Source organism: Streptomyces sp. NPDC055400 (genome assembly GCF_053644375.1).
On sequence record NZ_JBSHLM010000016.1, the window covers coordinates 205218 to 232037 of the forward strand.

The window sequence follows — 26820 nt, forward strand, 5'->3', positions numbered from 1 at the left end:
CTGGACTCCTACTCGGGGATGCGGGCGGTGATGCGGAGGTGGGACAGGACCCAGGCGTTGAACCGCTCGGGCTGTTCCTGGTTGGCCAGGTGACCGGCGTCCTTGACGATCACGTAGGCGGTCTTGTGGAGGGCGCCGGCGATGACCTGGGAGGCCTCGACGCCGGTGACCCGGTCCTGCTCGCCGCACAGGACGAGCGCGGGCGCGGCGATCCCGGGCAGCTCGGCCCGCAGGTCGGCGCAGGCCATGGACTCGGCGGCGTAGGCGTAGCCGGGCAGCCGCACGGAAGAGGCCATGGTGTCGACGACGCGCTGTACGAGTTCCTCGGGCGCCCCGCCGGACACGAGCCGCGGCCCGCGCTTCTCGGCGAAGGCGCGAGGGCCGAGCTCGGCCAGCTCGGCTGCCCGCGCTCGCATGCCCTCGGCCTTGGCGGGGTCGGTGCCGGAGCCCGCGCTGGAGTCGGCGACGATGAGCGACTCGACCAGATCCGGGTGGCGGGCCGCGAGCCGCAGCGCGATCACCCCGCCCCAGGAGACACCGAGGACGTGCGCGCGTCCGCCGCGCTCCCGGATGACCCCGGCCGCCGCGTCCGTGAACCCGTCCAGGTCCAACGGCCCTTCCGGATCCGGCGACTTGGCGTAGCCGGGCGCGTCCCAGGCCACGACCCGCGCGTACGCGGACAGCTCGGCGAGCTGCGGGGCGAACGCCGCCGACGAGGAGCCGATGCCGTGCAGGCACAGCAGCAGGGGGCCGTGGTCGCCCGCCTCCTCGACATGGACGGCGCTCACAGGATCTGACCCGTCCGCCCGGCCAGCGCCGCCAGGCTGCGCAGCACCGCGTACGGCACGACCTGGCTGGTCGCGGGGTTGCCCGGGTCCGGCAGGTGCGCGACGTCGAAGCGGTACGCGCCGTGCGCGCCGGACGCCTCGACGACGTGCCGCGTGTGGCGGGCGCCCGGGTCGGCGACGACCCGGACCCGCACAGCGTCCAGGTCGCCGACGGCGAGGGCGACCGAGGCGGCCACGTTCGTCGACTTGGGAAACTTCACGGGGATGTCGCGCGCCGTGCCGGACATGACCTCGACGGGCCCGGTCGCCGTCCGCAGCCTGGACAGCAGCTCCTCGTCCATCCAGGGCTGTTCGAGGGTGGACGGCAGCTTGGTGGTGGTGAGCCGCACCTCGTCGAGGGGGCCCAGCGAGCGCACCGCCTGGAGGAGGTCGAGGCCGCCGACCGCGCCGCCGGTGAAGTACACCCGGCCGGGGCCCGCCGCGAGCAGCCGCTTGGCCAGCTCGTCGTCGGTCAGCGCCCCGGTCGACGCGACGAGCAGGTCGGTGCCGGAGGCGAGGACCCGCTCACCCCACTCCCGTACGACGCCCTGCCCGGCCGCCTCGACGATCAGGTCGCAGCACTCCAGGGCCTCGTCGAAGGTCCGCTGGGGCGCGGGCGCCGTGTCGCCCAGGGGACGGTTGTCGATGATGCACGTCAACTCGGCCCCGGGGACGTGCTGTTCGGCGAGTGCGGTGCCGACGACGCGGCCGATCGCGCCCCAGCCGACGAGCCCCACCTTGCGTACCGTGCTCATGCGGGGACCTCCTGGGAGACAGATGTGAGCGGGCCGGGGTCGGGCGTGCCGGCCATGTGACAGCGGATCTCCTTCGACGGCGGGCCCGCCGTGCCCCACAGGTCGGACAGCTCGGGCACGCGCCGCCACACCCGCGCGATCCAGGCGTCCTCGACGATCTGCGCGACCTCGGACGTGTACTCGCACACGAGCCCGGACGGGTCGGTGAAGTAGGAGAAGGTGTTGTTGCCGGGGCCGTGGCGGCCCGGCCCCCACTGCGGGTCGATGCCGTGGTGCCTGAGCCGGCCGAGCCCGCGCATGAAGTGGTCGACCGAACTCATCTCGTACGCCACATGGTTGAGGGAAGCCCACTCGGCCTGGTTGAACGCGATGCAGTGGTGGTCGGCGTTGCAGCGCAGGAACGCCATCTGGTGCTCGGACCAGTCGGAGACGCGCAGGCCGAGGACGTCGCAGTAGAACGCGACGGAGGCGTCGATGTCGGCGGTGTTCAGGACGGCGTGTGTGACGCCGACGGGGACGGCGGCGTCCCTGCCGCGCGGCGCGACCGCCTCGACCTGCGCGCTGATCTCCACGAGCCGCCGCTCGGGGTCGGTGAAGCGCAGGCCGTAGCCGCCGCCGACCTGGTCGAGCGGTCCGGGGCCGAAGACCGGGGTGATCCCGCGGGCCTCCAGGCGCCGGGCCGCCTCGTCGACCTCGGCGGGCGTGGCGACGGCGAACGCGAGCCGGCCGAGCCCCGTGCGGTCCGCGCGGGTGAGGTGCAGGACGTGGTGCTCCTCGCCGGTGCCGCGCAGCCAGGCCGCCGCGCCGCGCTCCGCCTCGACGGTCCGCAGGCCCCAGACCTCCTCGTAGAAGTCGGCGGCCTCGGTGAAGGCGGGGGTGAGCAGCTCGACGTAGCGCAGGGAGCGCAGGCGGGCGACGGGTCCTGGCGATGGGTGGGGCATGAGTGTCTCCAGACGACGGGGCGGTCAGTTGGCCCAGGGCAGGGGCGCGTCCGAAGTGCCCCAGTACAGGGACTTCTGGCGCTGGTAGGCGCGGATGGCGTCGCGGCCCTTCTCCGTACCGAGACCGCTGTCCTTCATCCCGCTGAACGGGGTGGAGGCGCTGAACTGCTTGTACGTGTTGATCCAGACCGTCCCCGCCTCGATCCGGCGGGCCAGGCGCCACGCGGCCCGGTGGTCACGGGTCCAGATCCCGCAGGCGAGCCCGTAGACGGAGTCGTTGGCCTGGCGGACCAGGTCGTCCTCGTCGTCGTAGGGCAGGGCGACCAGGACGGGCCCGAAGATCTCCTCCTGGCAGGTCCGTGAGGTGTTGGGGAGCCCGTCGAGGACGGTGGGCAGGTAGTACGCGCCGTCCCGGTAGGTGTCGCCCTCGGGCGCCCGGCCGCCGCACAACACCCGGGCGCCCTCGGAGCGGGCCAGATCGACATAGGCGGCGACGGAGTCCCGGTGCCGGTGGTGGACCAGCGGTCCGACCTGGGTGCCGGGGTCCGTGCCGGGACCGACGCGCAACTTGCGCACCCGCTCGACGAGTTCGCCGACGAAGCTGTCGTAGATCTCGCGTGCGACGAAGAGCCGCGAACCGGCGATGCACGACTGGCCGCTGGACGAGAAGATCCCGAACATCACGCCCGCCAGGGCCTGCTCGACGTCCGCGTCCGCGCGCACGATCGTCGGCGACTTGCCGCCGAGTTCGAGGGAGGCGGGGATCAGCTTCGAGGCCGCCACCGCCGCGATGGACCGGCCGGTCTCCGTGCCGCCGGTGAAGTCGATCCGGGTCACCAGGGGGTGGTGCACGATCGCGTCCCCGACGATCCGGCCGCTGCCGGGCAGGACCGACAGCAGGGCGGTGGGCAGGCCGAGTTCGCCGAGCGCCCGGTGGATGAGGCGCCCGAGCGCGAGGGAGACCAGCGGGGTCCAGGCGGCGGGCTTGAGCAGGACGGCGTTGCCGCCGGCGAGGGCGGGCGCGATCTTCTGCGCGTCGCTGGCGACCGGCGAGTTCCAGGGGTTGATCGCGCCGACGACTCCGATCGGCTCGTACACGCTCATCGTCACGTACGGGCCGCGGGACGGGGTGATGGTCTCCTCGGCCGTCTCCAGGGCGGCCGCCATGTACCGGAAGGTGCCGGCCGCGCTGAGCGCGAGGGCCTTCGTCTCGGTGAGGGTCTTGCCGGTGTCGGCGGTCTGGAGGGCCGCGAGCTCACCGGCGGCCTCTTCGGTCAGCTCGGCGATGCGGTGGAGAAGCCGGGCCCGCTGGTGGGGGAGGAGGTCGCGCCAGGCCGGGTCGGCCACGGCGAGCGCGGCGGCCCGGGCGGCTTCGTCGACCTCGTCCGCGGACGCGCAGTGGACGGTGACGAGCACCTCTCCGGTCGCCGGGTCGACGGTCTCGACCGGTTCGCCCGCGCCGCGTCGCCACTGGCCCGCGATCAGGATGTCGGTGGGGTGGTGAGGCACGGGCGGGACCTCCAGGCGGTCTACGGCCAACGGGTGCGGGGGAGTTGGGCTCACCGAGGCGCTCGCTCACATGGGTTGCGCACGTCGGCTTGCTCAGTGCTAGAAATCTAAGCGCTTAAGTATCTTCCCGCAAGACCTTGCGGCGAAGTCGTCGCGCGACGGTGTCCGAGGTCGGTTTCGTGAGGGTGACGGTGAGGTCACTTCCGATGTATCTAAGTCATTAATCATTGACCGCTTAGATAAGTCCTCCTAGTGTCTGCGCAACTCCTCTGTTCGCGTTGTCGCGGAAGGACCCCCTCATGACGACTGTGGCCGGCAAGCCAGGCCTCGGCTCGATAGCAGCCCGGCTCGAACGACTCCCGCAATCCCGCTGGCACGTGAAGGTCCGGTTCCTGATCGGCGCCGTGACGTTCTTCGAGGCGTTCGACCAGCTCCTTGCCGCGTCCGCGCTGCCCGTCCTGATCAAGGACTGGCACCTGAGCACGGGCCAGGCCACCTTCGCGGTCACAACCGGCTCCGTGGGCATGCTCCTGGGCGCCCTCGTCGCCGGCTGGCTGGGCGACCGGATCGGCCGGGTGCGGACCGTCGCCCTCGGCGTCGCCGTCACCGCGCTCGGGAGCCTCGCCGTGGCCTTCTCGAACGGCATCGAGCTCTTCTCGCTCTTCCGCTTCGTCCAGGGCCTCGGCATCGGCGGCGTCGTCCCCGTGGCGGCCACGTACATCAACGAGATCGCCCGCTCCGACAAACGCGGACGCTTCGTCCTGATCTACGAGATGATCTTCCCGGCCGGTCTGGCCGCGGCCACCCTCGTCGCCGTGTGGGTGGTGCCGAACCTCGGCTGGCGCGCGATGTTCGTGATCGGCGCCCTGCCCGTCCTGCTCGCCGCCGCCCTGCCCAGGTACGTCGCCGAATCACCGCGGTGGCTGCTCTCCCAGGGCCGCACCGAGGAGGCCGAGCGGGCCATCGCGCGGATCGAGGAGGAGGTCGCCGCCGCCACCGGGGAGCCCCTGCCGCAACCGGCCGCGGACCGGGCGGAGGAGACCTCCCGGGGGCGCCTGCGCGAGCTGTTCACCGGCCGCTACCTGCGCCGCACGACCGTGGTCTCCGGGCTCTGGTTCGTCGCGTACTACGTCAACCACGGCATCTCCACCTGGCTGCCGTCGCTCTACACCAAGAACTTCGGGCTCGACTTGACCACCGCGCTCGTCTACACGCTGCTCAGCAATGTGACGGGACTCCTCGGCACCCTCGTCGTCGCCCTCGTCATCGACCGCGTGGGCCGGCGCCCCGCCCTCGTGGCCGCGCTCGGCGGCACCACGTTCACCCTCGCGACGCTCGCCCTGGTCGGCGTGACGTCGGGCAGCCAGGTCGCGATCTTCGCCTCCTGCACGACGTTCTTCGTGTACGCCATCAACGCGGGCCTCTACCTCTACTCACCCGAGCTGTACCCGACGCGCAACCGCGCCAAGGGCGCCGCGTTCGGCGGCCTGTGGAACCGCCTCGGCGTCATCCTGGGCCCGATCACGGTCGGCGCGATCATCGGCGGGGGCGGCAGCCTCACGCTTGTCTTCGCCCAGCTCGCCGCGGTCGCCCTGGTGGGTGCGGTGATCGCGCTGTTCGCGGTGGAGACGAAGGGCAAGACACTGGAGGAGCTCAACTCCTGACGGTGGTCTGGATGTTCGGCGCCGGTTCTCCCGCGCGAGGGGGCCGGCGCCGTTCGCGTGTTCGGGGTGCGGGTTCAGTCCTGTATCGCGGTGCGGGCTCAGCCTGTCCCGCGGTGCGGGCTCAGCTCTGCCCCTGGGTGTCGGCTCAGCCTGTCCCGCGGTGCGGGCTCAGCCCTGTCCTGCCGTCATCGACCGTCCCAGACCGCGCAGCAGCGCGGCGAGTTGCCGCTGCTCGCCCGGAACGGGGGTCCGGCTCCGGGGCGACCTGCGCTTCCGGGACCGGGGGCTCCTGGGCCTGCAGTTCCGGGACCTGCCGCTGCGGGATCCGCCCGGTCAGCGCCGCTGTCAGGACGTCCGCGAGGACGGGTTTCAGCGTGTCCGTCGGCACCGACGCGGCCGGTTCGTGGGCGAACAGACAGCGCTCCATGATCACGCCGAAGAGAATGCTGCGGATCATGGCGATCCGCGCGTCCGCCGCGTCGCAGTCACCGAGCAGCCGCCGCAGGGGCTCGCTCACGTGCCGGTCGAGGATCGTGGACAGCAGCTCGGCACTGGGGGATGACTGAATCCCGAGCGGATCAGCGCCGCCGGACGACGCGTGGAAACTCCTCCTCGACCTCCGCCGGGTGGCGATCGCCGTGATCCGCCTCTTCGCCCGACGCGCTTCCACCCCCCGATCGCTTCAGGGGTAGGATTTTCAGGGGCGTAGGACATCGCGTCGCGCCCGGGAGCGGCCGAGGGGACGGGGATGGCTGAACGGAAGGCGGCACGGCGTGACGCCGTGGCGGAGGTCATCGAGGACTGGGCGCGTGAGCGGCCCGAGCTGGACACGACCCCACTGGAGGTCCTCGCCCGGCTGCACCGCTCGTTCCTGCGGTACAACACCAAGCTCATCGCCTCGATAGAGCGGCACGGCCTCTCCGTCGCCGGATTCGACGTGCTGACCGCGCTGCGCCGCTCCGGCGAGCCGTACCGCCTGACCGCGGGGCAGCTCGCCGACCAGGGGCTCGTCTCGTCGGCCGGGGTCACCCTGCGCATAGACCGCCTGGAGAAGGACGGCCTGATCGTCCGGGAGCGCGACGCCGGCGACCGCAGGGTCGTCTACTCGCGGCTCACGGACGAGGGGCTCGCCAAGGTCGACGAGGTCTTCACCGAGCACCTCGACAACGAACGCCGGATGCTCGGCGAGCTCTCCCCTGCGGAGCGCCGCCAGCTCGCGCGGCTCCTGCGCAAGCTGGAGAACTCCATCCTCGCGTCCGACACCCCGGACGAAGCGGCTTCATAGCGACGAAGCGGTTTCCGGGCGACGAAGCGGTTTCCTGGCGACGATGCGGCTTCCCGGAACGGGGGCAGCGCTCACTCCCACAGGGAGCTGGGCGCCTCTCTCCTGACCACCGGCGCGATCTCCTCGGCGAACCGCTGGAGCGTCTCGACCTGCTCGCCCGTCCCCTGCCCGAAGGTGTCGACGGTGACCGACTGGAGGTCGTGCCGGTACACCTCGTGGTAGCCGAGGATCTTGTCGATGATCTGCTGCGGCGAACCGATCAGCTGGGGCCCGTCCGCGATGGCGTCCTCGATCGTGCGGAACGGCGTGTTGTACCCCGCCCTGCCCTCCAGGTGCGGCTTGAAGGACTGCGCGACCTTCGCCTCGTACAGCTCCTTGAAGCGCGCCACCGCCCGCTCGTGCGAGTCCGCGATGAGCAGGCCGCCCGAGCCCGCCGCGACGTGCGCCCGCGCCGGGTCGTGCCCGTACGCCTCGAACCGCTCCCGGTAGTGGTCGATGAGCTTCGCGTAGGCCGCCCGCGGCTGGATGGCGTTGGCCGTGAACAGCGGATCGCCGTGCCGGGCCGCCAGCTCGGGGGAGTTGAGCGAGGTCGCCGAGCCGTGCCACACGCGCGGCAGTCCGTCGTACGGGCGCGGCACCGTCGTCACGTTCTTCAGGGCGGGCCTGAACTCGCCCTCCCAGTCGACGCCTTCCTCGCTCCACAGCCGCCGAAGGAGCTCGTACTTCTCCCTCTGGAGGTCCCACTGCCGCTCCTCGTCGAGCCCGAAGAGGTCGAAGTGGCCGGCCTCGGCGCCCTTGCCGATCACCAACTCGACGCGACCGCGAGAGAGCTGGTCCAACGTGGCGTAGTCCTCGGCGACCCGTACCGGATCGAGGATCGCGACGACCGTCACGCCGGTCAGCAGCTTGATGCGGGAGGTACGGGCGGCCAGCGCGCCGAGGACCACCGTCGGGCTCGACGACAGGAATGCCCCCGCGTGCCGCTCGCCGACCGCGTACGCGTCGAAGCCGAACTCCTCCGCCGCGACACCGACGTCGACGACCTGCGTCAACCGGTCGGCGGCGGAGGGGAGTTCACCGGTGAGGGGGTGCGGCGCATGGCCGATGATCGACAGGACCTGGAACTTCATGCCCCCACTCTCGCGCCCGGGCATTGCGGGCGTATGTACGCGGCATGGCAGCGCACCGGGACAGGCGAGAGGGGCGGCACCCCCCGTGGGCGCCGCCCCTCAAGTCACGTGAATCCAGGGGTGCCTACTTCTTGTCGAGCACGTCCTGGACCTTGGCGCGCACGTCGTCCGTGGCCAGGCCGCGGATCGTCAGCGTGGTGCGGCGACGCAGCACGTCGTCCGCCGTCTCGGCCCACTCGTGGTCGCGGGCGTAGGCGACCTGCGCCCAGATCTCCGGGGCGTCCGGGTGGACCCGCTCGCCGAGCTCCGGGTTCTCGTTGGCCATCCGCGCGATGTCGAAGGCCAGCGAACCGTAGTGCGTGGCCAGGTGCCTGGCCGTGTCGGCCGCCATGCGCGGACCCGGGGCCGGGTTGTCGACCAGGAGGCGGTGCGCGACGGCGCGCGGGTTGGCGACACCCGGCAGCGGCATCCGCTTCGGCAGCTCCTTGACCGGCTCGAAGTCCTCGCCCAGCGGGTGGCCCGGCAGTGACTCCAGCTTCTTCATCACCGTGCGGCCGATGTGGCGGAACGTCGTCCACTTGCCGCCGGCGACGGACAGCATGCCGCCGCGGCCCTCGGTGACGACCGTCTCGCGCTTGGCCTTGGACGTGTCGCCGGGCCCGCCGGGCAGCACCCGCAGACCGGCGAACGAGTACGTGATCAGATCCCGCTTCAGCTGCTGGTCCCGTACCGAGAAGGCCGCCTCGTCGAGTATCTGGTCGGTGTCCTTCTCGGTGACCGACACGTCGCGCGGGTCACCCTCGTACTCCTCGTCGGTCGTGCCGAGGAGCAGCATGTCCTCCCACGGCAGAGCGAACGTGATGCGGTACTTGTCGATCGGCGTCGCGAGCGCGGCCTTCCACGGGGAGGTGCGCTTGAGGACGAGGTGCGCGCCCTTGGAGAGGCGGATGGAGGGGGCCGCCTTCGGGTCCTCCATGGCGCGCAGGTGGTCGACCCAGGGCCCGGTCGCGTTCAGCACGAGCCGTGCGTTCACGCCGAACTCCTCGCCGTCGACGCGGTCCTTGAGGTCCGCGCCCGTGACCCGGCCCCGGGTGAAGCGCAGGCCCGTGACCTCGGCGTGGTTGAGGACCACGGCGCCGGAGTCGACGGCCGCGCGGACCGTCATCAGGGCCATGCGCGCGTCGTTCATCTGGTCGTCGCCGTACACGGCCACGGCCTTGAGGTTCTCCGTCCGCAGCTCGGGCACGTCCTGCTGTGCCTTCGCGGGGGAGAGCAGGTGCCCGACACCGTCACCGAACGCCGACAGGGCGCTGTACGCGAACACGCCCGCGCCCAGCTTCGCGGCGCCGTGCGGGCCGCCCTTGTAGACGGGCAGGTAGAAGGTGAGCGGGTTGGCGAGGTGCGGTGCCACCTGACGCGACACCGCACGCCGCTCGAAGTGGTTCTCCGCCACGAGCTTCACCGCGCCGGTCTGCAGGTAGCGCAGACCGCCGTGGAGGAGCTTGGAGGAGGCGGAGGAGGTGGCGCCGGCGAAGTCGCCGGCGTCCACCAGGGCCACCCGCAGTCCCGACTGCGCGGCATGCCAGGCGGTGGAGATGCCCAGGATTCCGCCGCCGATCACCAGGAGGTCGTACTGCGCCTTGGAGAGCTGCTCCCGGGTCTCGGCGCGGCTCGCTGCTTTGAACGACGCAGTCGAGCCGGCGGCCGGATGCGTCCCGAGGGCAGGGACGCTCTGCAGGGTGGTCATGTCTTACTCCTCGCCACTTTCGTCGAGCCAGCCCATGGAGCGTTCAACGGCCTTGAGCCAGCTCTTGTACTCACGGTCGCGCTTCTCCGCGGCCATGTTGGGGGTCCATTCGGCGGCCCTGCGCCAGTTGGCGCGCAGCTCGTCGGTCGAGGACCAGAAGCCGACGGCGAGACCGGCGGCGTAGGCGGCACCGAGGCAGGTGGTCTCGGCGACCATCGGGCGCACCACAGGGGCGTCCACGAAGTCCGAGAGCGTCTGCATCAGCAGGTTGTTGGAGGTCATGCCGCCGTCGACCTTGATCGCCGCGAGCTCGACGCCGGAGTCCTTCGTCATGGCGTCGGTGATCTCACGGGTCTGCCAGGCGGTGGCCTCGAGCACGGCGCGCGCGAGGTGCGCCTTGGTGACGTACCGGGTCAGGCCGGCGATCACACCGCGGGCGTCGGAGCGCCAGTACGGGGCGAACAGACCGGAGAAGGCCGGCACGAAGTACGCGCCGCCGTTGTCCTCGACCGACGACGCCAGCGTCTCGATCTCGGCGGCGGTGGAGATCAGGCCCATCTGGTCGCGCATCCACTGCACCAGCGAACCGGTGACGGCGATCGAGCCCTCCAGGGCGTAGACCGCCTTCTGGTCGCCGATGCGGTAGCCGACGGTGGTCAGCAGGCCGTTGTACGAGTTGACGGGCTTGTCGCCGGTGTTCATCAGCAGGAAGGTGCCGGTGCCGTACGTCGACTTGGCCTCGCCCTCGGAGAAACAGGTCTGGCCGAACAGGGCCGCCTGCTGGTCGCCGAGCGCGGACGCGACGGGAATGCCGCCGAGGAGGTCGCCGAGAGGGCCGCCGCTGACCTCGCCGTACACCTCGGCGGAGGAGCGGATCTCCGGCAGCATGGCCAGCGGGACGCCGATGGACTCGGCGATCTTCGCGTCCCACTCCATGGTGTGGAGGTTCATCAGCATGGTGCGGGAGGCGTTGGTGACGTCGGTGACGTGGTGGCCGCCGTTGACACCGCCCGTCAGGTTCCAGATGACCCAGGTGTCCATGGTGCCGAAGAGGATGTCGCCCGCCTCGGCGCGCTCGCGCAGGCCCTCGACGTTGTCGAGCAGCCAGCGGGCCTTGGGGCCGGCGAAGTAGGAGGCCAGCGGGAGGCCCGTCTCGCGGCGGAAGCGGTCCTGGCCCACATTGCGCCCGAGTTCCTTGCACAGGGCGTCGGTGCGGGTGTCCTGCCAGACGATGGCGTTGTGGACGGGCTCACCCGTGTTCTTGTCCCACAGCAGCGTCGTCTCGCGCTGGTTGGTGATGCCGATGGCCTTGATGTCGTCCCGGGTGATGCCGGCCTTCGTGACGGCCCCGGCGACGACCTCCTGGACGTTGGTCCAGATCTCGGTCGCGTTGTGCTCGACCCAGCCCGGCTTCGGGAAGATCTGCTCGTGCTCCTTCTGGTCGACGGAGACGATCCGGCCGTCCTTGTCGAACACGATGCAACGGCTGGAGGTGGTGCCCTGGTCGATCGCTGCGATGAACGGGCCCGCGGTGTGTGCGTCGGTCACGGTCTGCTCCTGGAAGTTCTCGGTGCGGCTCTGGCGGAGGGTGCGTAGGGGGTCGGTCGCCTACTTGAAGGCGATGTTGTAGAGACCGCCCGCTATGGCGCCGCCGATGAGCGGGCCGGCGACCGGGATCCAGGCGTACGTCCAGTCGGAGCCGCCCTTGTTCGGCAGGGGCAGCAGGGAGTGCACGATGCGGGGTCCGAGGTCGCGGACCGGGTTGATCGCGTAGCCCGTGGGCCCGCCGAGGGAGAGGCCGATGCCGACCACGACGAACGCGGTGACCATGGCGCCGAGGACGCCCAGGCCGTTGCCTCCGTCGTTGAGGCCCTGCGTGAGGATGGCCAGGACGAGCACGACCGTGGCGATGATCTCCGTGACGAGGTTCTGCGCCACGTTCCGGATCTCGGGACCGGTCGAGAAGATGCCGAGCACCGGGCCCGCCTTGGGCGAGACCTTCTCCTGGATCATGCCTTCCTCGGCCGGCGGGGCGGCGAGGATCTCCGGGTCGGTCAGATGTGCGCGGAACTGGCCGTAGTACGTCGCCCAGACCAGCAGGGCGCCGATCATCGCGCCCAGGAGCTGCGAGCCCAGGTAGAGCGGAACATCGCTCCACTTGGTGCCGCCCTCGATGGCGAGACCGATGGTGACCGCCGGGTTCAGGTGGGCGCCTGACACGCCCCCCGCCAGGTAGGCGCCGGTCAGTACGGCGAAGCCCCACCCGAAGGTGATCGCGAGCCAGCCGGCGTTGCGCGCCTTTGAGTTCTTCAGCGTGACGGCGGCGCACACGCCACCGCCCAGCAGGATGAGTACGGCGGTACCGATGGTCTCGCCGATGAAGATGTCGGAGCTGGACACCCGCGACTCCTTTGTCCTTCGTCCAGGGAAGCCGAACCCCGGGTCCCTCTCCGGTGGTTCGCGCCCTCAGGTGAGGGCGTTTTCGGCCCTGGCTTGCCACACTCTAACGCCTGTTGCCGGTAGGTGTTCGACAATGCCGACCGATGGACGCGAGTCTCACCCCGGGGTTACTCACTAGTCAATGGTTTCTGTCGTCGAAAACTCGATCGTTATTGATCGGGTCGGGTTATCGGTTGCGTGTCTGGACCGCACGTCCGTCGATGGTGGCCCGTAACACTGCGGCCTGCACGTCGAAACGGCGAAGGCCCCGCCGGGAAGCGGGGCCTTGCGTTCGTGCGGAGAGCGGCGTCGAGGCGGCGCGGGCGCTCAGAAGCGGCTGGCGCCCAGGTCCCGGGAGACGGCGCGGGCGCAGTCCCGCACGGCGGCGACGAGCTCAGGACGCAGGTCCCCGTCGACACACACGCGCTCCACGGCACCGGTGATGCCGACCGCGCCGACCGGCATGCGCCGCCGGTCGTGGATCGGGGCCGCGACGGAGGCGACGCCCTCCCAGGTCTCCTCGACGTCGTCCGCGTAGCCGCGCGCGCGGGTCAGGTCGAGGAGCGTCTCGAACTCCACGATGTCGCTCACGGTCCGCCCGGTGAACGTCTTTCGCTCCACCTCGACCACCTCGCTGTGCGCCACCGGGTCGTATGCCGAAAGGACCTTGCCGAGTGCCGTGGAGTGCAGCGGCTGCATCGCCCCGACCTCCAGGACCTGACGGCTGTCGTCGGGCCGGAACACGTGGTGCACGATCAGTACGCCCTGCTGGTGCAGGACGCCGAGATATACGCTCTCGCCGCTGGAGCGCGCCAGGTCGTCCGTCCATACCAGCGCGCGCGCCCGCAGCTCGTGCACGTCCAGATAGCTGTTGCCGAGGCGCAGCAGCTCCGCGCCCAGCTGATAGCGGCCCGACGGGGCGTCCTGCTCGACGAAGCCCTCGTGCTGCAGCGTCCGCAGTATGCCGTGCGCCGTACCCTTGGCCAGCCCCAGTGCGGAGGCGATGTCCGAGAGGCCGAGCCGGCGCTCACCGCCCGCAAGGAGCCGCAGCATGGCGGCTGCCCGCTCGAGTGACTGGATGTTCCGTGCCATCCCAGCCCTTCCTCCTCGATCCTCTCGCCGAGCAACGTTCGGCAATGCTGAACACTATCGGTCGTTGCCGACCTCGTGCGAATACGCGAGGAGCCTATATTTCGCCCCGTTTGGCTCGACGCCCCGGTTCGGGCCACACCTGTGCGCACCCGCACCCCGCGCCACATGGCGTTCCGTCCAGTGGACGCCTCCGCGCGGAAACCACCGGCCCGGCTACCCTGACCGAGTGCGCCTCCTCCATGGGAGCCGCAAAGCCGACAGCCGTCGCACCTCAGGGAGCACTTTCATGGCCTCGTTGCCAACGCCCGTCCCGTCCACCGACCCCACCGGCCGGACCCGAGCCGACGCCCTCCGTGAAGCCCTGGCCACCCGTGTGGTCGTGGCCGACGGCGCGATGGGCACCATGCTCCAGGCGCAGGACCCGACCCTCGAGGACTTCGAGAACCTCGAGGGCTGCAACGAGATCCTGAACGTCACCCGCCCCGACATCGTCCGCTCGGTCCACGAGGAGTATTTCGCGGTCGGCGTCGACTGCGTCGAGACGAACACGTTCGGCGCGAACCTCGCGGCCCTGGGGGAGTATGACATCCCCGAACGTGTATTCGAGCTCTCCGAGGCCGGTGCGCGCATCGCCCGCGAGGTCGCCGACGAGTTCACCACGAGCACCGGGCAGCAGCGCTGGGTGCTCGGCTCGATGGGCCCCGGCACCAAGCTGCCCACCCTCGGCCACGCCGCGTACACCGCGCTGCGCGACGCCTACCAGCAGAACGCCGAGGGCATGATCGCCGGCGGCGCCGACGCGCTCCTCGTCGAGACCACGCAGGACCTGCTCCAGACCAAGGCCTCGATCATCGGCGCCCGCCGCGCCCTCGACGCCACCGGCGCGAACCTCCCGCTGATCTGCTCGGTCACGGTCGAGACCACCGGCACGATGCTCCTCGGCTCCGAGATCGGCGCGGCCCTGACCGCCCTGGAGCCCCTCGGCATCGACATGATCGGCCTGAACTGCGCCACCGGCCCGGCCGAGATGAGCGAGCACCTGCGCTACCTCGCCCGCCACTCCCGCATCCCACTGTCCTGCATGCCCAACGCCGGCCTGCCCGTCCTCGGCAAGAACGGCGCGCACTACCCGCTGACCGCGCCCGAGCTGGCGGACGCGCAGGAGACGTTCGTCCGCGAGTACGGGCTCTCGCTCGTCGGCGGCTGCTGCGGCACCACGCCCGAGCACCTGCGCCAGGTCGTCGAGCGCGTCCGTGGCCTGTCGCCCGCCGTGCGTGAGCCGCGTCCCGAGCCGGGCGCCGCGTCGCTGTACCAGACGGTTCCGTTCCGTCAGGACATCTCGTACATGGCGATCGGGGAGCGGACGAACGCGAACGGGTCCAGGAAGTTCCGTGAGGCCATGCTGGAGGGCCGCTGGGACGACTGTGTGGAGATGGCCCGGGACCAGATCCGCGAGGGCGCGCACATGCTTGACCTGTGTGTCGACTACGTGGGCCGTGACGGCGTGGCGGACATGGAGGAGCTGGCGGGCCGTTTCGCGACCGCGTCCACGCTGCCGATCGTCCTGGACTCCACCGAGGTCGAGGTCCTGCGGGCGGGCCTGGAGAAGCTCGGCGGCCGTGCGGTCATCAACTCCGTGAACTACGAGGACGGGGATGGCCCCGAGTCCCGCTTCGCGAAGGTCACGCGGCTCGCGCGGGAGCACGGCGCGGCGCTGATCGCGCTGACCATCGACGAGGAGGGCCAGGCCCGCACGGTCGAGCACAAGGTCGCCATCGCGGAGCGCCTGATCGAGGATCTGACCGGGAACTGGGGCATCCATGAGTCGGACATCCTCATCGACTGTCTGACCTTCACGATCTGTACGGGTCAGGAGGAGTCCCGCAAGGACGGCATCGCGACGATCGGCGCGATCCGTGAGCTGAAGCGCCGTCACCCGGATGTGCAGACGACGCTCGGCCTGTCGAACATCTCCTTCGGTCTCAATCCGGCCGCCCGCATTCTGCTGAACTCGGTGTTCTTGGACGAGTGTGTGAAGGCGGGCCTGGATTCGGCGATCGTGCACGCGTCGAAGATCCTGCCGATCGCGCGGTTCAGCGAGGAGGAGGTGCGGACGGCTCTGGATCTGATCCATGACCGTCGCGCGGAGGGTTATGACCCGCTGCAGAAGCTGATGGCGCTGTTCGAGGGGGCCACCGCGAAGTCCCTCAAGGCGGGCAAGGCCGAGGAACTGGCCGCGCTGCCGCTGGACGAGCGGCTCAAGCGGCGCATCATCGACGGCGAGAAGAACGGTCTGGAGGCCGATCTCGATGAGGCCCTGGGGTCCCGCCCGGCCCTGGACATCGTCAACGACACTCTTCTGGACGGTATGAAGGTTGTCGGTGAGCTGTTCGGGTCGGGTCAGATGCAGTTGCCGTTCGTGCTGCAGTCCGCCGAGGTGATGAAGAACGCGGTGGCTTATCTGGAGCCGCACATGGAGAAGTCCGACGCGGAGGGCAAGGGCACCATCGTCCTGGCCACGGTGCGTGGTGACGTTCATGACATCGGTAAGAACCTGGTCGACATCATTTTGTCGAACAACGGCTACAACGTGGTGAATCTGGGCATCAAGCAGCCCGTCTCCGCGATCCTGGAAGCCGCGGAGGAGCACCGGGCCGATGTGATCGGTATGTCCGGGCTGCTGGTCAAGTCGACGGTGATCATGAAGGAGAACCTGGAGGAGCTCAACCAGCGCAAGCTGGCGGCCGACTTCCCCGTGATCCTGGGTGGTGCGGCGTTGACCAGGGCGTATGTGGAGCAGGACCTGCACGAGATCTATGAGGGTGAAGTCCGTTACGCGCGTGACGCGTTCGAGGGGCTGCGCCTGATGGATGCTCTGATCGCGGTCAAGCGGGGTGTGCCGGGCGCGAGCCTGCCGGAGCTGAAGCAACGGCGGGTGAAGGCGGGCGGCGTGCAGATCGAGGAGCGGCCCGAGGAGGGGCCCGCACGCTCCGACACGGCCGTGGACAATCCGGTCCCCGAGCCGCCCTTCTGGGGTACCCGGGTCATCAAGGGCATCCAGCTCAAGGAGTACGCGTCCTGGCTGGACGAGGGCGCGCTGTTCAAGGGGCAGTGGGGGCTCAAGCAGGCGCGCACCGGTGACGGGCCGACGTATGAGGAGCTGGTGGAGACGGAGGGCCGTCCGCGTCTGCGCGGCTGGCTGGACCGGCTGCAGAGGGACAACCTGCTGGAAGCGGCCGTGGTCTATGGCTACTTCCCGTGCGTGTCCAAGGGCGAGGACCTCATCCTCCTCGACGACCAGGGCAATGAGCGCACCCGCTTCACGTTCCCGCGCCAGCGCCGTGGCCGCCGCCTGTGTCTCGCGGACTTCTTCCGCCCGGAGGAGTCGGGCGAGACCGATGTGGTGGGCCTTCAGGTGGTCACGGTCGGTTCCCGGATCGGCGAGGAGACCGCCAAGCTCTTCGAGGCGAACGCGTACCGCGACTACCTCGAACTGCACGGCCTGTCCGTCCAGTTGGCCGAGGCACTCGCCGAGTACTGGCACGCACGCGTCCGCTCCGAGCTGGGCTTCTCCGGCGAGGACCCCTCCGAGATGGAGGACATGTTCGCGCTGAAGTACCGCGGCGCCCGCTTCTCGCTCGGCTACGGAGCGTGCCCGGACCTCGAGGACCGCGCCAAGATCGCATCGCTCCTGGAGCCCGAGCGCATCGGTGTCCAGCTCTCCGAGGAGTTCCAGCTCCACCCGGAGCAGTCCACGGACGCGATCGTCATCCACCACCCGGAGGCGAAGTACTTCAACGCGCGGTAGCGCGGTCGCGCGGCGCGTCGGTCCCCGGAGCCGCCGTCGCGCGCATTGATCCGTACGCGACGTACACTGGTCGGTCCAGTGCAGGCCGGTTGCCTTCCCGTCAAAAGGAGGCAGCCGGCCTTCTCGTCCCTCACGGAGGTGTGCCCGGATGACCAGTACGGTCCCCGCTCTCGGTACCCGAACGGCCGAAGGCTCCGCCCTGCAGGCTGTGCTCCTCGACATGGACGGCACCCTGGTGGACACCGAAGGCTTCTGGTGGGACGCCGAGGTCGCCGTCTTCGGCTCGCTGGGGCACGCGCTCGACGAGGCGTGGCGCGAAGTCGTCGTCGGCGGCCCCATGACCCGCAGTGCCGGTTTCCTCATCGAGGCGACCGGCGCGGACATCACGCTCCCCGAGCTGACCGTGCTGCTCAACGACGGCTTCGAGGAGCGCATCAACAGCGTCCTGCCGCTCATGCCGGGCGCCGCGCGGCTGCTCGCCGAACTCGCCGCCCACGAGGTGCCCATGGCCCTCGTGTCCGCCTCACACCGGCGCATCATCGACCGGGTCCTGACCTCGCTCGGTCCCGAGCACTTCGCGCTCACCGTCGCAGGTGACGAGGTCGAGCGGACGAAGCCGTACCCCGACCCGTATCTGCTCGCGGCCGCGGGCCTTGGTGCGGATCCGGCCAGATGCGCCGTCATCGAGGACACCGCGACCGGTGTCGCCGCCGCCGAGGCGGCCGGCTGCCATGTGGTCGCCGTACCCTCTGTCGCCCCGATCGCACCCGCCTACCGGCGTACCGTCGTCCCCTCGCTCGAACACGTCAACCTGCCTTTCCTCCATGGCCTGATGGGCCACTGAACCTTCGGTAACACCGCTCGCACAAGGCCGAAATGCGGCGCCCATCAACCCAGTTGACCGTGTGACGTTTCCCACTCGATGTGGGGTCGACAGGTATGAGGACCTGTGCTGCGGCCCCACCCTGCACTCCTTCCCGAGTGACCTTGTGTCCCGATTGGTCGGACCCTGAGCCGAAGAGACCCGTGTGGGGTTATCGGTGTGTCCACGCCCGGTTTCGCAGCGTGATGAAGCCGTGGCTCCGGCCCCTTCGGGACGCTTCGCCGTGCGCACTAATCTCGTGGCGAGAACATCGCCGTAACCCCTCGTGTCCCGTCGACACCACCCCCGTTGCCGGGCCCACGGGATCGACAGCTCTGGAGAACTTCGAGCATGAACCGCAAGACTTTGGTGTTGCCGGCCGTCATCGGCCTGCTCGCGCCTGTACTCGCCGCCTGCGGCGGGTCCGACAGCGGGGGCAAGGACGGCAACCCGATCGCCGTCGGTACCACCGACCGGTTCGTTGCCTCGAAGGCGGTCCCCGCCCCGTTCGACCCCGCGTACGCCTACGACGCGGGCTCCTGGAACGTGCTGCGCCAGACCGTCCAGACCTTGATGGCCATGCCGCGCGGCGGCGGCGAGCCGGTGCCCGAGGCCGCCCAGACCTGCGGCTTCACCGACACCGGCAACGAGCGCTTCTCCTGCACCCTGCGCAAGGGCCTCGCATTCGCCGACGGCACCCCCGTCACCGCCTCGGACGTGAAGTTCTCCATCGACCGAGTGCTCGGCATCAAGAGCGACAGCGGCTCCTCCGCGCTGCTCTCCAGCATCGACACGATCGAGACCAAGGGCCGCAACGAGGTCATCTTCCACCTGAAGAGCCCCGACGCCACCTTCCCGTACAAGCTGGCCACACCCACCGCCGGCATCGTCAACCCCGAGGACTACACGAAGGGGAAGCTGCGCAACGGCTTCTCGGTCGACAGCTCCGGCCCGTACACCCTCGACGCCCAGGTCAAGAACAACACCCTCGTCAAGGCCGTCTTCACCAAGAACCCCCACTACAAGGGGCAGTTGAAGCCGAAGAACGACAAGGTGGAGCTGGTCTCCTTCGCGGATGCCGACGCCATGGGCAAGGCCCTCGAAAAGGGCGACGTCGACATGATGACGCGCACCATGTCGCCGGAGCAGATCAAGCAGCTCTCGGACAACCCGGGCAAGAACATCAACCTGGTCGAGATGCCGGGCATGGAGATCCGCTACCTCGGATTCAACACCAGCGCCCCCGTGGTCAAGAGCAAGGCCGTCCGCCAGGCCATGGCCCAGGTCGTCGACCGCGGCCAGCTCACGGCCGACGTCTACGGCACCTCCGCCGAGCCGCTCTTCTCGCTCGTGCCCGCCGGCATCACCGGCCACACGAACTCGTTCTTCAACAAGTACAGCGAGCCGAGCGTCTCCAAGGCCCGCTCGATCCTGTCCCGGGCCGACATCACCACGCCGGTGAAGCTGACCCTGCACTACACGACCGACCACTACGGCCCCGCCACCAAGCGGGAGTTCGAGGTGCTCAAGCAGCAGCTCAACTCCAGCGGCCTGTTCAAGGTCGACATCAAGGGCGACGCGTGGGACACCTACCGCGCCGCCGAACTCAAGGGCAAGTACGACGTCTACGGCCTCGGCTGGTTCCCCGACTTCCCCGACGCCGACAACTTCATCGCGCCGTTCCTCGACAAGGACAACTTCCTCGCGTCCCCGTACGCGAACAGCACGATCCGGGACCAGCTCATCCCCGAGTCCCGTCGTGAGGCCGACCGGCTGACCGCCTCCAAGAGCCTCACGAGCATCCAGGACATCGTCGCCGACGACGTGCCGGTCCTGCCGCTCTGGCAGGGCAAGCAGTACGTCGCAGCACGCGACGACATCACCGGAGTCGAGTGGGCGCTGAGCTCCTCCTCGATCCTTCAGCTCTGGGAGCTCGGCCGCGGCGTGAGCGGCTGATCCCAGCGCGAGCCGGCCTTCCCGTCCAGGGCGGCCGGCTCGCCCGACTTCCGCACCACTGACGACAAGGCACGTACGTGAGAATGCGCAACCAGTGGCTGGTCCTTCCCCTCGGGACGGGACTCATCGCGGCCCTGCTGGCCGGCTGCGGCACCGACCAGGGCGACGCCGCCGGGCCAGGCGGGGCCGTGGTCATGGGAATGTCCGACGACATCCAGGCCACCGATCCGGCGTCCGGCTACGACCCGGGGTCGTGGCTGCTGTTCAACAACGTGTTCCAGTCGCTCCTGAGCTTCCCCAAGGGCAGCACGGAGCCGGAACCCGAAGCCGCCAAGGAGTGCTCCTTCACGGACTCCGGCACCCGCGTCTACTCCTGCACCCTGCGCGACGGCCTCACGTTCAGCAACGGCCACAAGCTCACCTCGAAGGACGTCAAGTTCTCCTTCGACCGCATGATGCACATCGGTGACGACGCCGGCCCGGCGATCATGTTCCCCATGCTCGACAAGGTCGAGACGCCGGACGCCAAGACGGTCGTCTTCAAGCTGAAGCACGCGGACGCCACCTTCCCCAGCAAGATCGCGTCCGGCGCCGGATCCATCGTCGACCACGCCGCCTACTCCATGGACGGCCTGCGCACGGACGGCAAGGCCGTCGGCTCCGGCCCCTACAAGCTGGACTCCTTCGACAAGAAGAAGGCCGTCTTCTCGGTCAACCCGGGCTACAAGGGCACCGCGAAGGTCCAGAACTCCGGCATGACCATCAAGTTCTTCCACGGCGACCAGGCGGGCCTGAAGAAGGCCCTCCTCGGCGGCGACATCGACCTCGCCTACCGCGGACTCGCCGCCAAGGACATCGCCGGCATCGAGAACTCCACCTCGACGCGCAACACCATGGACGTCGTCGAGGGCACCAGTGCCGAGGTCCAGCACCTGGTCTTCAACATGAAGGACCCCGTCGCCGGACGCCTGTCCGTGCGCAAGGCCATGGCCTACCTGATCGACCGGGACGCCCTGGTCGACGAGGTCTACCAGGACACCGCCACGCCGCTGTACTCGATCATCCCGGCGGGCATCAGCGGCCACAACACGGCCTTCTTCGACACCTACGGCGCCCACCCCTCGCCCGCCAAGGCCCGCGCCGCGCTGCGTGCCGACGGCATCACCGGCAAGGTGAAGATCACCCTCTGGTCGACGCCCTCGCGCTACGGCCCCGCCACCGACCAGGAACTCGCGGCCGTCGCCAAGCAGCTCAACGCGAGCGGCCTGTTCGACGCCGACATGAAGTCCATCGAGCTCAGCCAGTACGAGAAGGACATCAAGACCGGCAAGTACGGCGTGTACGTGAAGGGCTGGGTCCCGGACTACCCGGACCCCGACAACTTCACCCAGCCCTTCTTCGGCGCCGGCAACGTGCTCGGGAACAACTACACCAACAGCACCATCACCGGGAAGATCATCCCGGAGACCGGGGCCCAGAGCGACCGCGCCTCCACAGACCGGGACTTCGAGCAGCTCCAGAACATCGTCGCCGACGAGCTGCCGGTCCTGCCCGTCTGGCAGGCCAAGCAGTACGCCGTCGTCCGCGACAGCGTCTACGGCCTGGAGTCGTGCCTCGACGCGTCGACCGTGTTCCGCTTCTGGGAGATCAGCAAGGGCACCGCGTGACAAGCCGGTGGCCGCCTCCCGCGAGGGGAGGCGGCCACCGGTCTGTTCTCTCGGCTGGTACTGCCTCTGTCTACTGAGCGCCGGGACGCACCAGACCGCTCTCGTACGCGTACACCGCCGCCTGCACGCGGTCGCGCAGCCCCAACTTCGTCAGCACATGGCCGACATGGGTCTTCACCGTCGTCTCACTGACGAACAGATCCGCCGCGATCTCCGCGTTCGACAGGCCGCGGGCCACGAGCTTGAGGACCTCGACCTCACGCTCGGTCAGCGTGTGGAGTGTGTCGGGCACCGGCTCGTCGCCGGACGGCAGATGGTCCGCGTACTTGTCGAGCAGCCGCCGCGTGATGCTCGGCGCGAGCATCGCCTCGCCCGCCGCGACCACCCGGATCGCCTGCACCAGCTCATTGGCCGGAGCGTCCTTCAGCAGAAAGCCACTGGCGCCGGCACGCAGTGCCTCCACCACGTACTCGTCGAGGTCGAACGTCGTCAGGACGAGCACCTTCGCCGGACCGTCCCGGCCGGGGCCGGTGATCTGCCGGGTCGCCTCGACACCGTCCATCCGCGGCATACGGATGTCCATCAACACCACATCGGGCTGCAGGGCACGTACCTGGTCGAGCGCCTGCAGGCCGTCTCCGGCCTCGCCGACGACCGCGATGTCCTGCTCGGCCTCCAGAATCATCCGGAACCCGGTACGGAGCAGCGGCTGGTCGTCGACCAGTAGGACGCGGATCGCCACGTAACTCTCCTTAGGTAGTCCGGGCCCATTCTGCCCTGCTAGCTGCTCTCCGACCCGGGCCCCCCGATCTGAAGCGGATACGGCGGGGGAGTCCCGCCGAACTCCGGGCAAACCGCCTGATGGTCGCACCAACCGCACAGCTTCGTCGGGCGCGGCCGCCACTCGCCCGTCTCCGTGGCCAGCTGGATCGCCTCCCACAGCGCGTGCAGCTTGCGCTCCACCCGCTCCAGGTCCGCCACCACCGGGTCGTACGTCAGCACATCGCCGCTGCCCAGATAGACCAGCTGGAGACGCCGCGGCACGACCCCCTTCAGGCGCCACACCACCAGCGCGTAGAACTTCATCTGGAAGAGCGCGCCCTCCGCGTACTCGGGGCGCGGGGCCTTGCCCGTCTTGTAGTCGACGATCCGGACCTCGCCCGTCGGCGCCACGTCGACCCGGTCGATGATGCCGCGCAGCTTCAGGCCCGAGTCCAGCTGGGCCTCGACGAACAGCTCCCGCTCGGCGGGCTCCAGACGCGTCGGGTCCTCCAGCGTGAACCAGCGCTCGACGAGCTGCTCGGCCTCGCCGAGCCAGCGCGCCATCCGCTCGCCCTCGCCGTCGTCCGCGAACAGCTCGGCCAGCTCCGGCTTCACCTCACGCAGCCGGTCCCACTGGCCGGGAATGAGCGCCTTGGCCCGCGGGGCCGTCCGCTCGCCCGCGGGCGCGTCGAACAGTCTCTCCAGCACGGCGTGCACCAGCGTGCCGCGCGTCGCCGCCTCGCTCGGCTTCTCGGGCAGCTTGTCGATCACCCGGAACCGGTAGAGCAACGGGCACTGCATGAAGTCGCTCGCGCGCGACGGCGAGAGCGACGCAGGGCGAGCGGCCGCGGCGGCCCCTTCGGTGCTGGTTTCCATGACGACAGACCTTACGGGCAGCCACTGACAGTCAGGTACGAACGCGTCACGGGCGTCCTGGGAAGCGGGGCCCCGCGACGCCGCAGGGGAGTCGACGAGGGCCGCGCCACACCGGACGCATACCATCGACGGCAGACCCCCTCGCCCTGCATGATCGTGCAACGGCAGGAGCGAGGGATTTCTGACGAGGGGACCGAGGGATCACCGTGGACGACAGCGGCCGGCCGCAGCCCGGCAGCGGCACGACGGACGACCACGAGGCCGCCCGCCCCGGCCCCACACCCCCCGTGGCCCCAACACCCGTGAACGGCGCGGCCCGAGCGAACTCCGTGCCGCACGCGCCCCAGGATCCGGAAGAGCCCCCGCACACGGAACACCCCGACCCCGCCGCCCCGGCCGACGGCGAGGACACCACCCCGGCCGACCGGAGCGAGACCTCCGACAGCGCACCGGACACCGCCCCCGGCTCCGACCCGTTCACCAAGCCCGCCTCCCCCGACAGCGACGACACACGCCAGACCGACCCCGAGCCCCCGGCCCGCACCCCCGCGACCAGCGGCCGCCGCCCCACCAAGGCACCCGAGCCCCGAGGCGGACTGCTCATGGGCCGCCCCTTCGGCGTCCCCGTCTACGTCGCGCCCAGCTGGTTCCTCGTCGCCGCCCTCATCACCTGGGTCTTCGGCGGCCAGCTCGACCACGTCCTGCCCGAACTCGGCGCCGCCCGCTACCTCGTCTCCCTCTTCTTCGCGGTCGCGTTCTACGCCTCCGTACTCGTCCACGAACTCGCGCACACCGTCGCCGCGCTCCGCTTCAAGCTGCCGGTGCGCCGCATCCAGCTGCAGTTCTTCGGCGGCGTGTCCGAGATCGAGAAGGAGTCCGAGACACCGGGACGCGAGTTCGTGCTCGCCTTCGTCGGACCCCTGCTCTCCCTCGTCCTGGCCGGCGTCTTCTACCTCGGCATGCTCGCCGTGGAACCCGGCACCGTGCCCGGCGTCCTGCTCGCGGGACTGATGATCTCCAACCTCATCGTCGCCGCGTTCAACCTGCTGCCCGGCCTGCCCCTCGACGGCGGCCGCATGCTCCGCGCGATCGTCTGGAAGATCACCGGCAAGCCCATGAGCGGCACCGTCGCCGCCGCCTGGGTCGGCCGCGCCCTCGCCGTCACCGTCCTCATCGGACTGCCCCTGCTCACCCAGTCCGGCGCCCTCGGCGAAGGCGCCGCGGACGTCAGCGGCATGGACACCGTCACCGACGCCCTGCTCGCCGCCATCCTCGCCGCGATCATCTGGACCGGCGCCGGCAACAGCCTCCGCATGGCCCGCCTGCGCGAACACCTCCCGGAACTGCGCGCCCGCACCCTCACCCGCCGCGCCGTCCCCGTGGAAAGCGCCACCCCTCTCTCCGAGGCCCTGCGCCGCGCCAACGAGGCGGGCGCCCGCGCCCTCGTCATCGTCGACGTCGACGGAGAACCCCGGTCCCTCGTCCGCGAGGCCGCCATCGTCGGCGTCCCCGAACACCGCCGCCCCTGGGTCGCGGTGAGCGGCCTCGCCCAGGACCTCACCGACGGCATGCGCATCTCCGCGGAACTCGCCGGCGAGGAACTCCTCGACACCCTCCGCGCCACCCCCGCCACCGAGTACCTCGTCGTCGAGGAGAGCGGCGCCATCTACGGCGTCCTGTCCGCCGCCGACGTGGAGCGCGCCTTCGTCAAGGCCATGGCCCGCCCCTCCTGACCGGGCCCGCACCCCCGCGCCCCTGGTCCGCGGGCTCCCCGCGGACCGGTAGGCTGGTCACATGTCCGAACCGACCGGTGCCGCCCGCCGACGCGGGCCCTTCAAGGTCGGGGACCAGGTACAGCTGACCGACCCCAAGGGCCGCCACTACACGTTCACGCTCGAGGCCGGGAAGAACTTCCACACCCACAAGGGTTCCTTCCCGCACGACGAGCTGATCGGCGCTCCCGAGGGCAGCGTTGTCCGCACCACCGGAAACGTCGCCTACCTCGCGCTGCGCCCCCTGCTCCCCGACTACGTCCTGTCCATGCCCCGCGGCGCCGCCGTGGTCTACCCCAAGGACGCGGGGCAGATCCTCGCCTTCGCCGACATCTTCCCCGGCGCACGCGTCGTCGAGGCAGGCGTCGGCTCCGGCTCGCTGAGCAGCTTCCTGCTGCGCGCCATCGGCGACGAGGGCATGCTGCACTCCTACGAGCGCCGCGAGGACTTCGCCGAGATCGCCACGCAGAACGTGGAGCGCTACTTCGGCGGCTCCCACCCCGCGTGGCAGCTCACCGTCGGGGACCTCCAGGACAACCTGAGTGACTCCGACGTGGACCGCGTCATCCTCGACATGCTCGCCCCCTGGGAGTGCCTCGAGGTCGTCTCCAAGGCCCTCGTCCCCGGCGGCATCCTCTGCTGCTACGTCGCCACCACCACCCAGCTCGCGCGGACCGTCGAGTCCATCCGCGAGATCGGCTGCTTCAACGAGCCGACGTCCTGGGAGTCGATGATCCGTAACTGGCACGTCGAGGGCCTGGCCGTCCGCCCGGACCACCGCATGATCGGCCACACCGGCTTCCTCCTCACCGCCCGCCGCCTCGCGGACGGCGTCGAGCCGCCCATGCGCCGCCGCCGCCCCGCCAAGGGCGCGTACGGTGAGGACTACTCGGGCCCGAACGCGGACGGCGGCAACGCCGGACGCTGACCCGAGCATCCGACACAACGCAAAGACGCCGCCGCCGAGTTCCCCGCACCCCCGCGGAACTCGGCGGCGGCGCCCGTTCGTTGAGGAGCGGCGCGCACAATACGGCAAGGACACGTGAGGATGCTGAGAATCAGCGGACCCTGACGTTCCCCCACACTGTGAGGTATGGCACGATGCTGGCCACCCCCACCGGCACAGCCCTCACAGGAGACACTCCTAGTGCAGCACCCCGCCGTCCCGGAACTGGCGCACACCACCACCCGCCCCATCCACTGGCTCGCGACCGCCGCGGCCGTATCGGCCGTCGTCGCGGTCTCCTCGTTCCTGCAGCCCGGCGCGGCCACCGCGGCCCAGCCGGCAACGCAGCCCGTCGGCACCAGAACCACCGCCGCACCGCCCGACCCGGCCGCCGTCCACTTCCCGCTCGACTGCGGCCCCGCCAAGATCCTCGTGGTGAAGAAGGCCACCGGGGACCTCGACGGTGACGGCAGGCCGGAAACCGTCGCCGTGGTCCGCTGCGACGCCGGCTCCGGCACCCCGCCCAACGGCGTCTACGTCCTCACCCAGCCCCACGAGGCCCACGCCGAGCCGCGCATCGTCGCCACCCTCGTCGACCCGAAGGACCGGCTCACCGCCGACGACGTAGCGGTACGCGACAAGGCCGTCACCGCCACGCTCCTCGGCTACTCCAGCGCCGCCGTCCCCAGTTGCTGCCCCGACACCCAGGACAAAGCCAAGTGGCAGTGGAAGGGCGACGCTTTCATGCGCACCACTCCCGCCCAGGCCCGCAGCATCTGACG

General features: G+C 70.1%; 21 protein-coding genes. 9 read left to right on the plus strand and 12 right to left on the minus strand.

Going from position 1 to position 26820, the window contains the following annotated elements; genetic code table 11:
* Positions 1-8: 8 nt before the first annotated feature.
* Genes ACWIGU_RS35015 through ACWIGU_RS35030 form a run of 4 tightly spaced genes read right to left on the minus strand, consistent with a single transcriptional unit; the run spans position 9 to position 4032 of the window.
* Positions 9-788: an alpha/beta fold hydrolase gene (locus tag ACWIGU_RS35015; protein ID WP_454405699.1), complete on the minus strand. Its 780-nt coding sequence runs from the start codon at positions 786-788 to the stop codon at positions 9-11.
* On the minus strand, positions 785-1582 hold the full coding sequence (locus ACWIGU_RS35020) for an aspartate dehydrogenase domain-containing protein (RefSeq protein ID WP_454405700.1): 798 nt from the start codon (positions 1580-1582) through the stop codon (positions 785-787). Before ACWIGU_RS35020 ends, ACWIGU_RS35015 begins: the two co-directional genes overlap by 4 nt.
* A complete protein-coding gene (locus tag ACWIGU_RS35025; protein WP_454405701.1) occupies positions 1579-2523 on the minus strand; it encodes a VOC family protein in 945 nt (314 codons plus the stop codon). The genes ACWIGU_RS35020 and ACWIGU_RS35025 overlap by 4 nt, the downstream gene beginning before the upstream one ends.
* Before the next feature lie 24 nt (positions 2524-2547).
* Positions 2548-4032 carry an aldehyde dehydrogenase gene (locus tag ACWIGU_RS35030; protein WP_454405702.1) on the minus strand — a complete coding sequence of 495 codons (1485 nt, stop codon included), beginning with the start codon at positions 4030-4032 and terminating at the stop codon, positions 2548-2550.
* A gap of 299 nt (positions 4033-4331) precedes the next feature.
* On the opposite strand from ACWIGU_RS35030, the gene ACWIGU_RS35035 reads away from it, so the two are divergent.
* Positions 4332-5696: an MFS transporter gene (locus tag ACWIGU_RS35035; protein WP_454405703.1), complete on the plus strand. Its 1365-nt coding sequence runs from the start codon at positions 4332-4334 to the stop codon at positions 5694-5696.
* A 145-nt stretch (positions 5697-5841) separates the two neighbouring features.
* Here the strand turns inward: ACWIGU_RS35035 and ACWIGU_RS35040 are convergent, their stop codons facing one another.
* Positions 5842-6366 (minus strand): TetR/AcrR family transcriptional regulator, encoded by a 525-nt coding sequence (locus ACWIGU_RS35040; RefSeq protein WP_454405704.1) that lies wholly within the window; start codon positions 6364-6366, stop codon positions 5842-5844.
* Positions 6367-6444: 78 nt separating this feature from the next.
* On the opposite strand from ACWIGU_RS35040, the gene ACWIGU_RS35045 reads away from it, so the two are divergent.
* Positions 6445-6981, plus strand: a complete 537-nt coding sequence (locus tag ACWIGU_RS35045) for a MarR family winged helix-turn-helix transcriptional regulator (protein WP_376257173.1) — start codon at positions 6445-6447, stop codon at positions 6979-6981.
* A 71-nt stretch (positions 6982-7052) separates the two neighbouring features.
* On the opposite strand, the gene ACWIGU_RS35050 is transcribed toward ACWIGU_RS35045, so the two are convergent.
* The 5 genes from ACWIGU_RS35050 to ACWIGU_RS35070 form a co-directional block, all read right to left on the minus strand.
* Positions 7053-8111, minus strand: a complete 1059-nt coding sequence (locus tag ACWIGU_RS35050; RefSeq protein ID WP_454405705.1) for an LLM class flavin-dependent oxidoreductase — start codon at positions 8109-8111, stop codon at positions 7053-7055.
* 124 nt (positions 8112-8235) lie between these two features.
* Positions 8236-9858, minus strand: a complete 1623-nt coding sequence (locus tag ACWIGU_RS35055; RefSeq protein ID WP_454405707.1) for an FAD-dependent oxidoreductase — start codon at positions 9856-9858, stop codon at positions 8236-8238.
* Positions 9859-9861: 3 nt separating this feature from the next.
* Positions 9862-11406 carry a glycerol kinase GlpK gene (gene glpK / locus ACWIGU_RS35060; RefSeq protein ID WP_356289437.1) on the minus strand — a complete coding sequence of 515 codons (1545 nt, stop codon included), beginning with the start codon at positions 11404-11406 and terminating at the stop codon, positions 9862-9864.
* A 60-nt stretch (positions 11407-11466) separates the two neighbouring features.
* The gene (locus ACWIGU_RS35065) at positions 11467-12258 is read right to left on the minus strand and encodes an MIP/aquaporin family protein (RefSeq protein ID WP_356289439.1); all 792 of its coding nucleotides are present in this window, start codon (positions 12256-12258) and stop codon (positions 11467-11469) included.
* Positions 12259-12624: 366 nt separating this feature from the next.
* Entirely contained in the window at positions 12625-13389 is a 765-nt protein-coding gene (locus ACWIGU_RS35070) for an IclR family transcriptional regulator (protein ID WP_454405708.1), read from the minus strand.
* Positions 13390-13675: 286 nt separating this feature from the next.
* On the opposite strand from ACWIGU_RS35070, the gene metH reads away from it, so the two are divergent.
* The 4 genes from metH (at position 13676) to ACWIGU_RS35090 (ending at position 21682) form a co-directional block, all read left to right on the plus strand.
* On the plus strand, positions 13676-17197 hold the full coding sequence (metH, locus tag ACWIGU_RS35075; protein ID WP_454405709.1) for a methionine synthase: 3522 nt from the start codon (positions 13676-13678) through the stop codon (positions 17195-17197).
* A gap of 148 nt (positions 17198-17345) precedes the next feature.
* A complete protein-coding gene (locus ACWIGU_RS35080) occupies positions 17346-18041 on the plus strand; it encodes an HAD family hydrolase (protein WP_454405710.1) in 696 nt (231 codons plus the stop codon).
* A gap of 369 nt (positions 18042-18410) precedes the next feature.
* On the plus strand, positions 18411-20015 hold the full coding sequence (locus ACWIGU_RS35085; RefSeq protein WP_454405711.1) for an ABC transporter substrate-binding protein: 1605 nt from the start codon (positions 18411-18413) through the stop codon (positions 20013-20015).
* 77 nt (positions 20016-20092) lie between these two features.
* Complete coding sequence (locus ACWIGU_RS35090) at positions 20093-21682, plus strand: ABC transporter substrate-binding protein (protein ID WP_454405712.1); 1590 nt, start codon at positions 20093-20095, stop codon at positions 21680-21682.
* A gap of 70 nt (positions 21683-21752) precedes the next feature.
* Here ACWIGU_RS35090 and ACWIGU_RS35095 read toward each other — a convergent pair whose 3' ends face one another.
* Complete coding sequence (locus ACWIGU_RS35095) at positions 21753-22424, minus strand: response regulator (protein ID WP_018535046.1); 672 nt, start codon at positions 22422-22424, stop codon at positions 21753-21755.
* Positions 22425-22462: 38 nt separating this feature from the next.
* Complete coding sequence (locus tag ACWIGU_RS35100) at positions 22463-23320, minus strand: RecB family exonuclease (protein WP_454405713.1); 858 nt, start codon at positions 23318-23320, stop codon at positions 22463-22465.
* A 206-nt stretch (positions 23321-23526) separates the two neighbouring features.
* Between ACWIGU_RS35100 and ACWIGU_RS35105 the strand changes: the two genes are divergently transcribed.
* The 3 genes from ACWIGU_RS35105 to ACWIGU_RS35115 all read left to right on the plus strand — a co-directional run bounded on the left by ACWIGU_RS35105 (position 23527) and on the right by ACWIGU_RS35115 (position 26818).
* A complete protein-coding gene (locus ACWIGU_RS35105) occupies positions 23527-25053 on the plus strand; it encodes a site-2 protease family protein (RefSeq protein ID WP_454405714.1) in 1527 nt (508 codons plus the stop codon).
* Positions 25054-25114: 61 nt separating this feature from the next.
* A complete protein-coding gene (locus ACWIGU_RS35110; protein ID WP_356272533.1) occupies positions 25115-26020 on the plus strand; it encodes a tRNA (adenine-N1)-methyltransferase in 906 nt (301 codons plus the stop codon).
* Positions 26021-26239: 219 nt separating this feature from the next.
* The gene (locus tag ACWIGU_RS35115; protein ID WP_454405715.1) at positions 26240-26818 is read left to right on the plus strand and encodes a hypothetical protein; all 579 of its coding nucleotides are present in this window, start codon (positions 26240-26242) and stop codon (positions 26816-26818) included.
* Positions 26819-26820: the final 2 nt, after the last annotated feature.

What these genes read in the sequence shown, in the direction of transcription:
- ACWIGU_RS35020 (WP_454405700.1), bottom strand. Translation starts at nt 1,582, where the DNA reads ATGAGCACGGTACGCAAGGTGGGGCTCGTCGGCTGGGGCGCGATCGGC.
- ACWIGU_RS35025 (WP_454405701.1), bottom strand. Translation starts at nt 2,523, where the DNA reads ATGCCCCACCCATCGCCAGGACCCGTCGCCCGCCTGCGCTCCCTGCGC.
- ACWIGU_RS35035 (WP_454405703.1), top strand. Translation starts at nt 4,332, where the DNA reads ATGACGACTGTGGCCGGCAAGCCAGGCCTCGGCTCGATAGCAGCCCGG.
- ACWIGU_RS35045 (WP_376257173.1), top strand. Translation starts at nt 6,445, where the DNA reads ATGGCTGAACGGAAGGCGGCACGGCGTGACGCCGTGGCGGAGGTCATC.
- ACWIGU_RS35050 (WP_454405705.1), bottom strand. Translation starts at nt 8,111, where the DNA reads ATGAAGTTCCAGGTCCTGTCGATCATCGGCCATGCGCCGCACCCCCTC.
- ACWIGU_RS35055 (WP_454405707.1), bottom strand. Translation starts at nt 9,858, where the DNA reads ATGACCACCCTGCAGAGCGTCCCTGCCCTCGGGACGCATCCGGCCGCC.
- ACWIGU_RS35070 (WP_454405708.1), bottom strand. Translation starts at nt 13,389, where the DNA reads ATGGCACGGAACATCCAGTCACTCGAGCGGGCAGCCGCCATGCTGCGG.
- metH (WP_454405709.1), top strand. Translation starts at nt 13,676, where the DNA reads ATGGCCTCGTTGCCAACGCCCGTCCCGTCCACCGACCCCACCGGCCGG.
- ACWIGU_RS35080 (WP_454405710.1), top strand. Translation starts at nt 17,346, where the DNA reads ATGACCAGTACGGTCCCCGCTCTCGGTACCCGAACGGCCGAAGGCTCC.
- ACWIGU_RS35085 (WP_454405711.1), top strand. Translation starts at nt 18,411, where the DNA reads ATGAACCGCAAGACTTTGGTGTTGCCGGCCGTCATCGGCCTGCTCGCG.
- ACWIGU_RS35100 (WP_454405713.1), bottom strand. Translation starts at nt 23,320, where the DNA reads ATGGAAACCAGCACCGAAGGGGCCGCCGCGGCCGCTCGCCCTGCGTCG.
- ACWIGU_RS35110 (WP_356272533.1), top strand. Translation starts at nt 25,115, where the DNA reads ATGTCCGAACCGACCGGTGCCGCCCGCCGACGCGGGCCCTTCAAGGTC.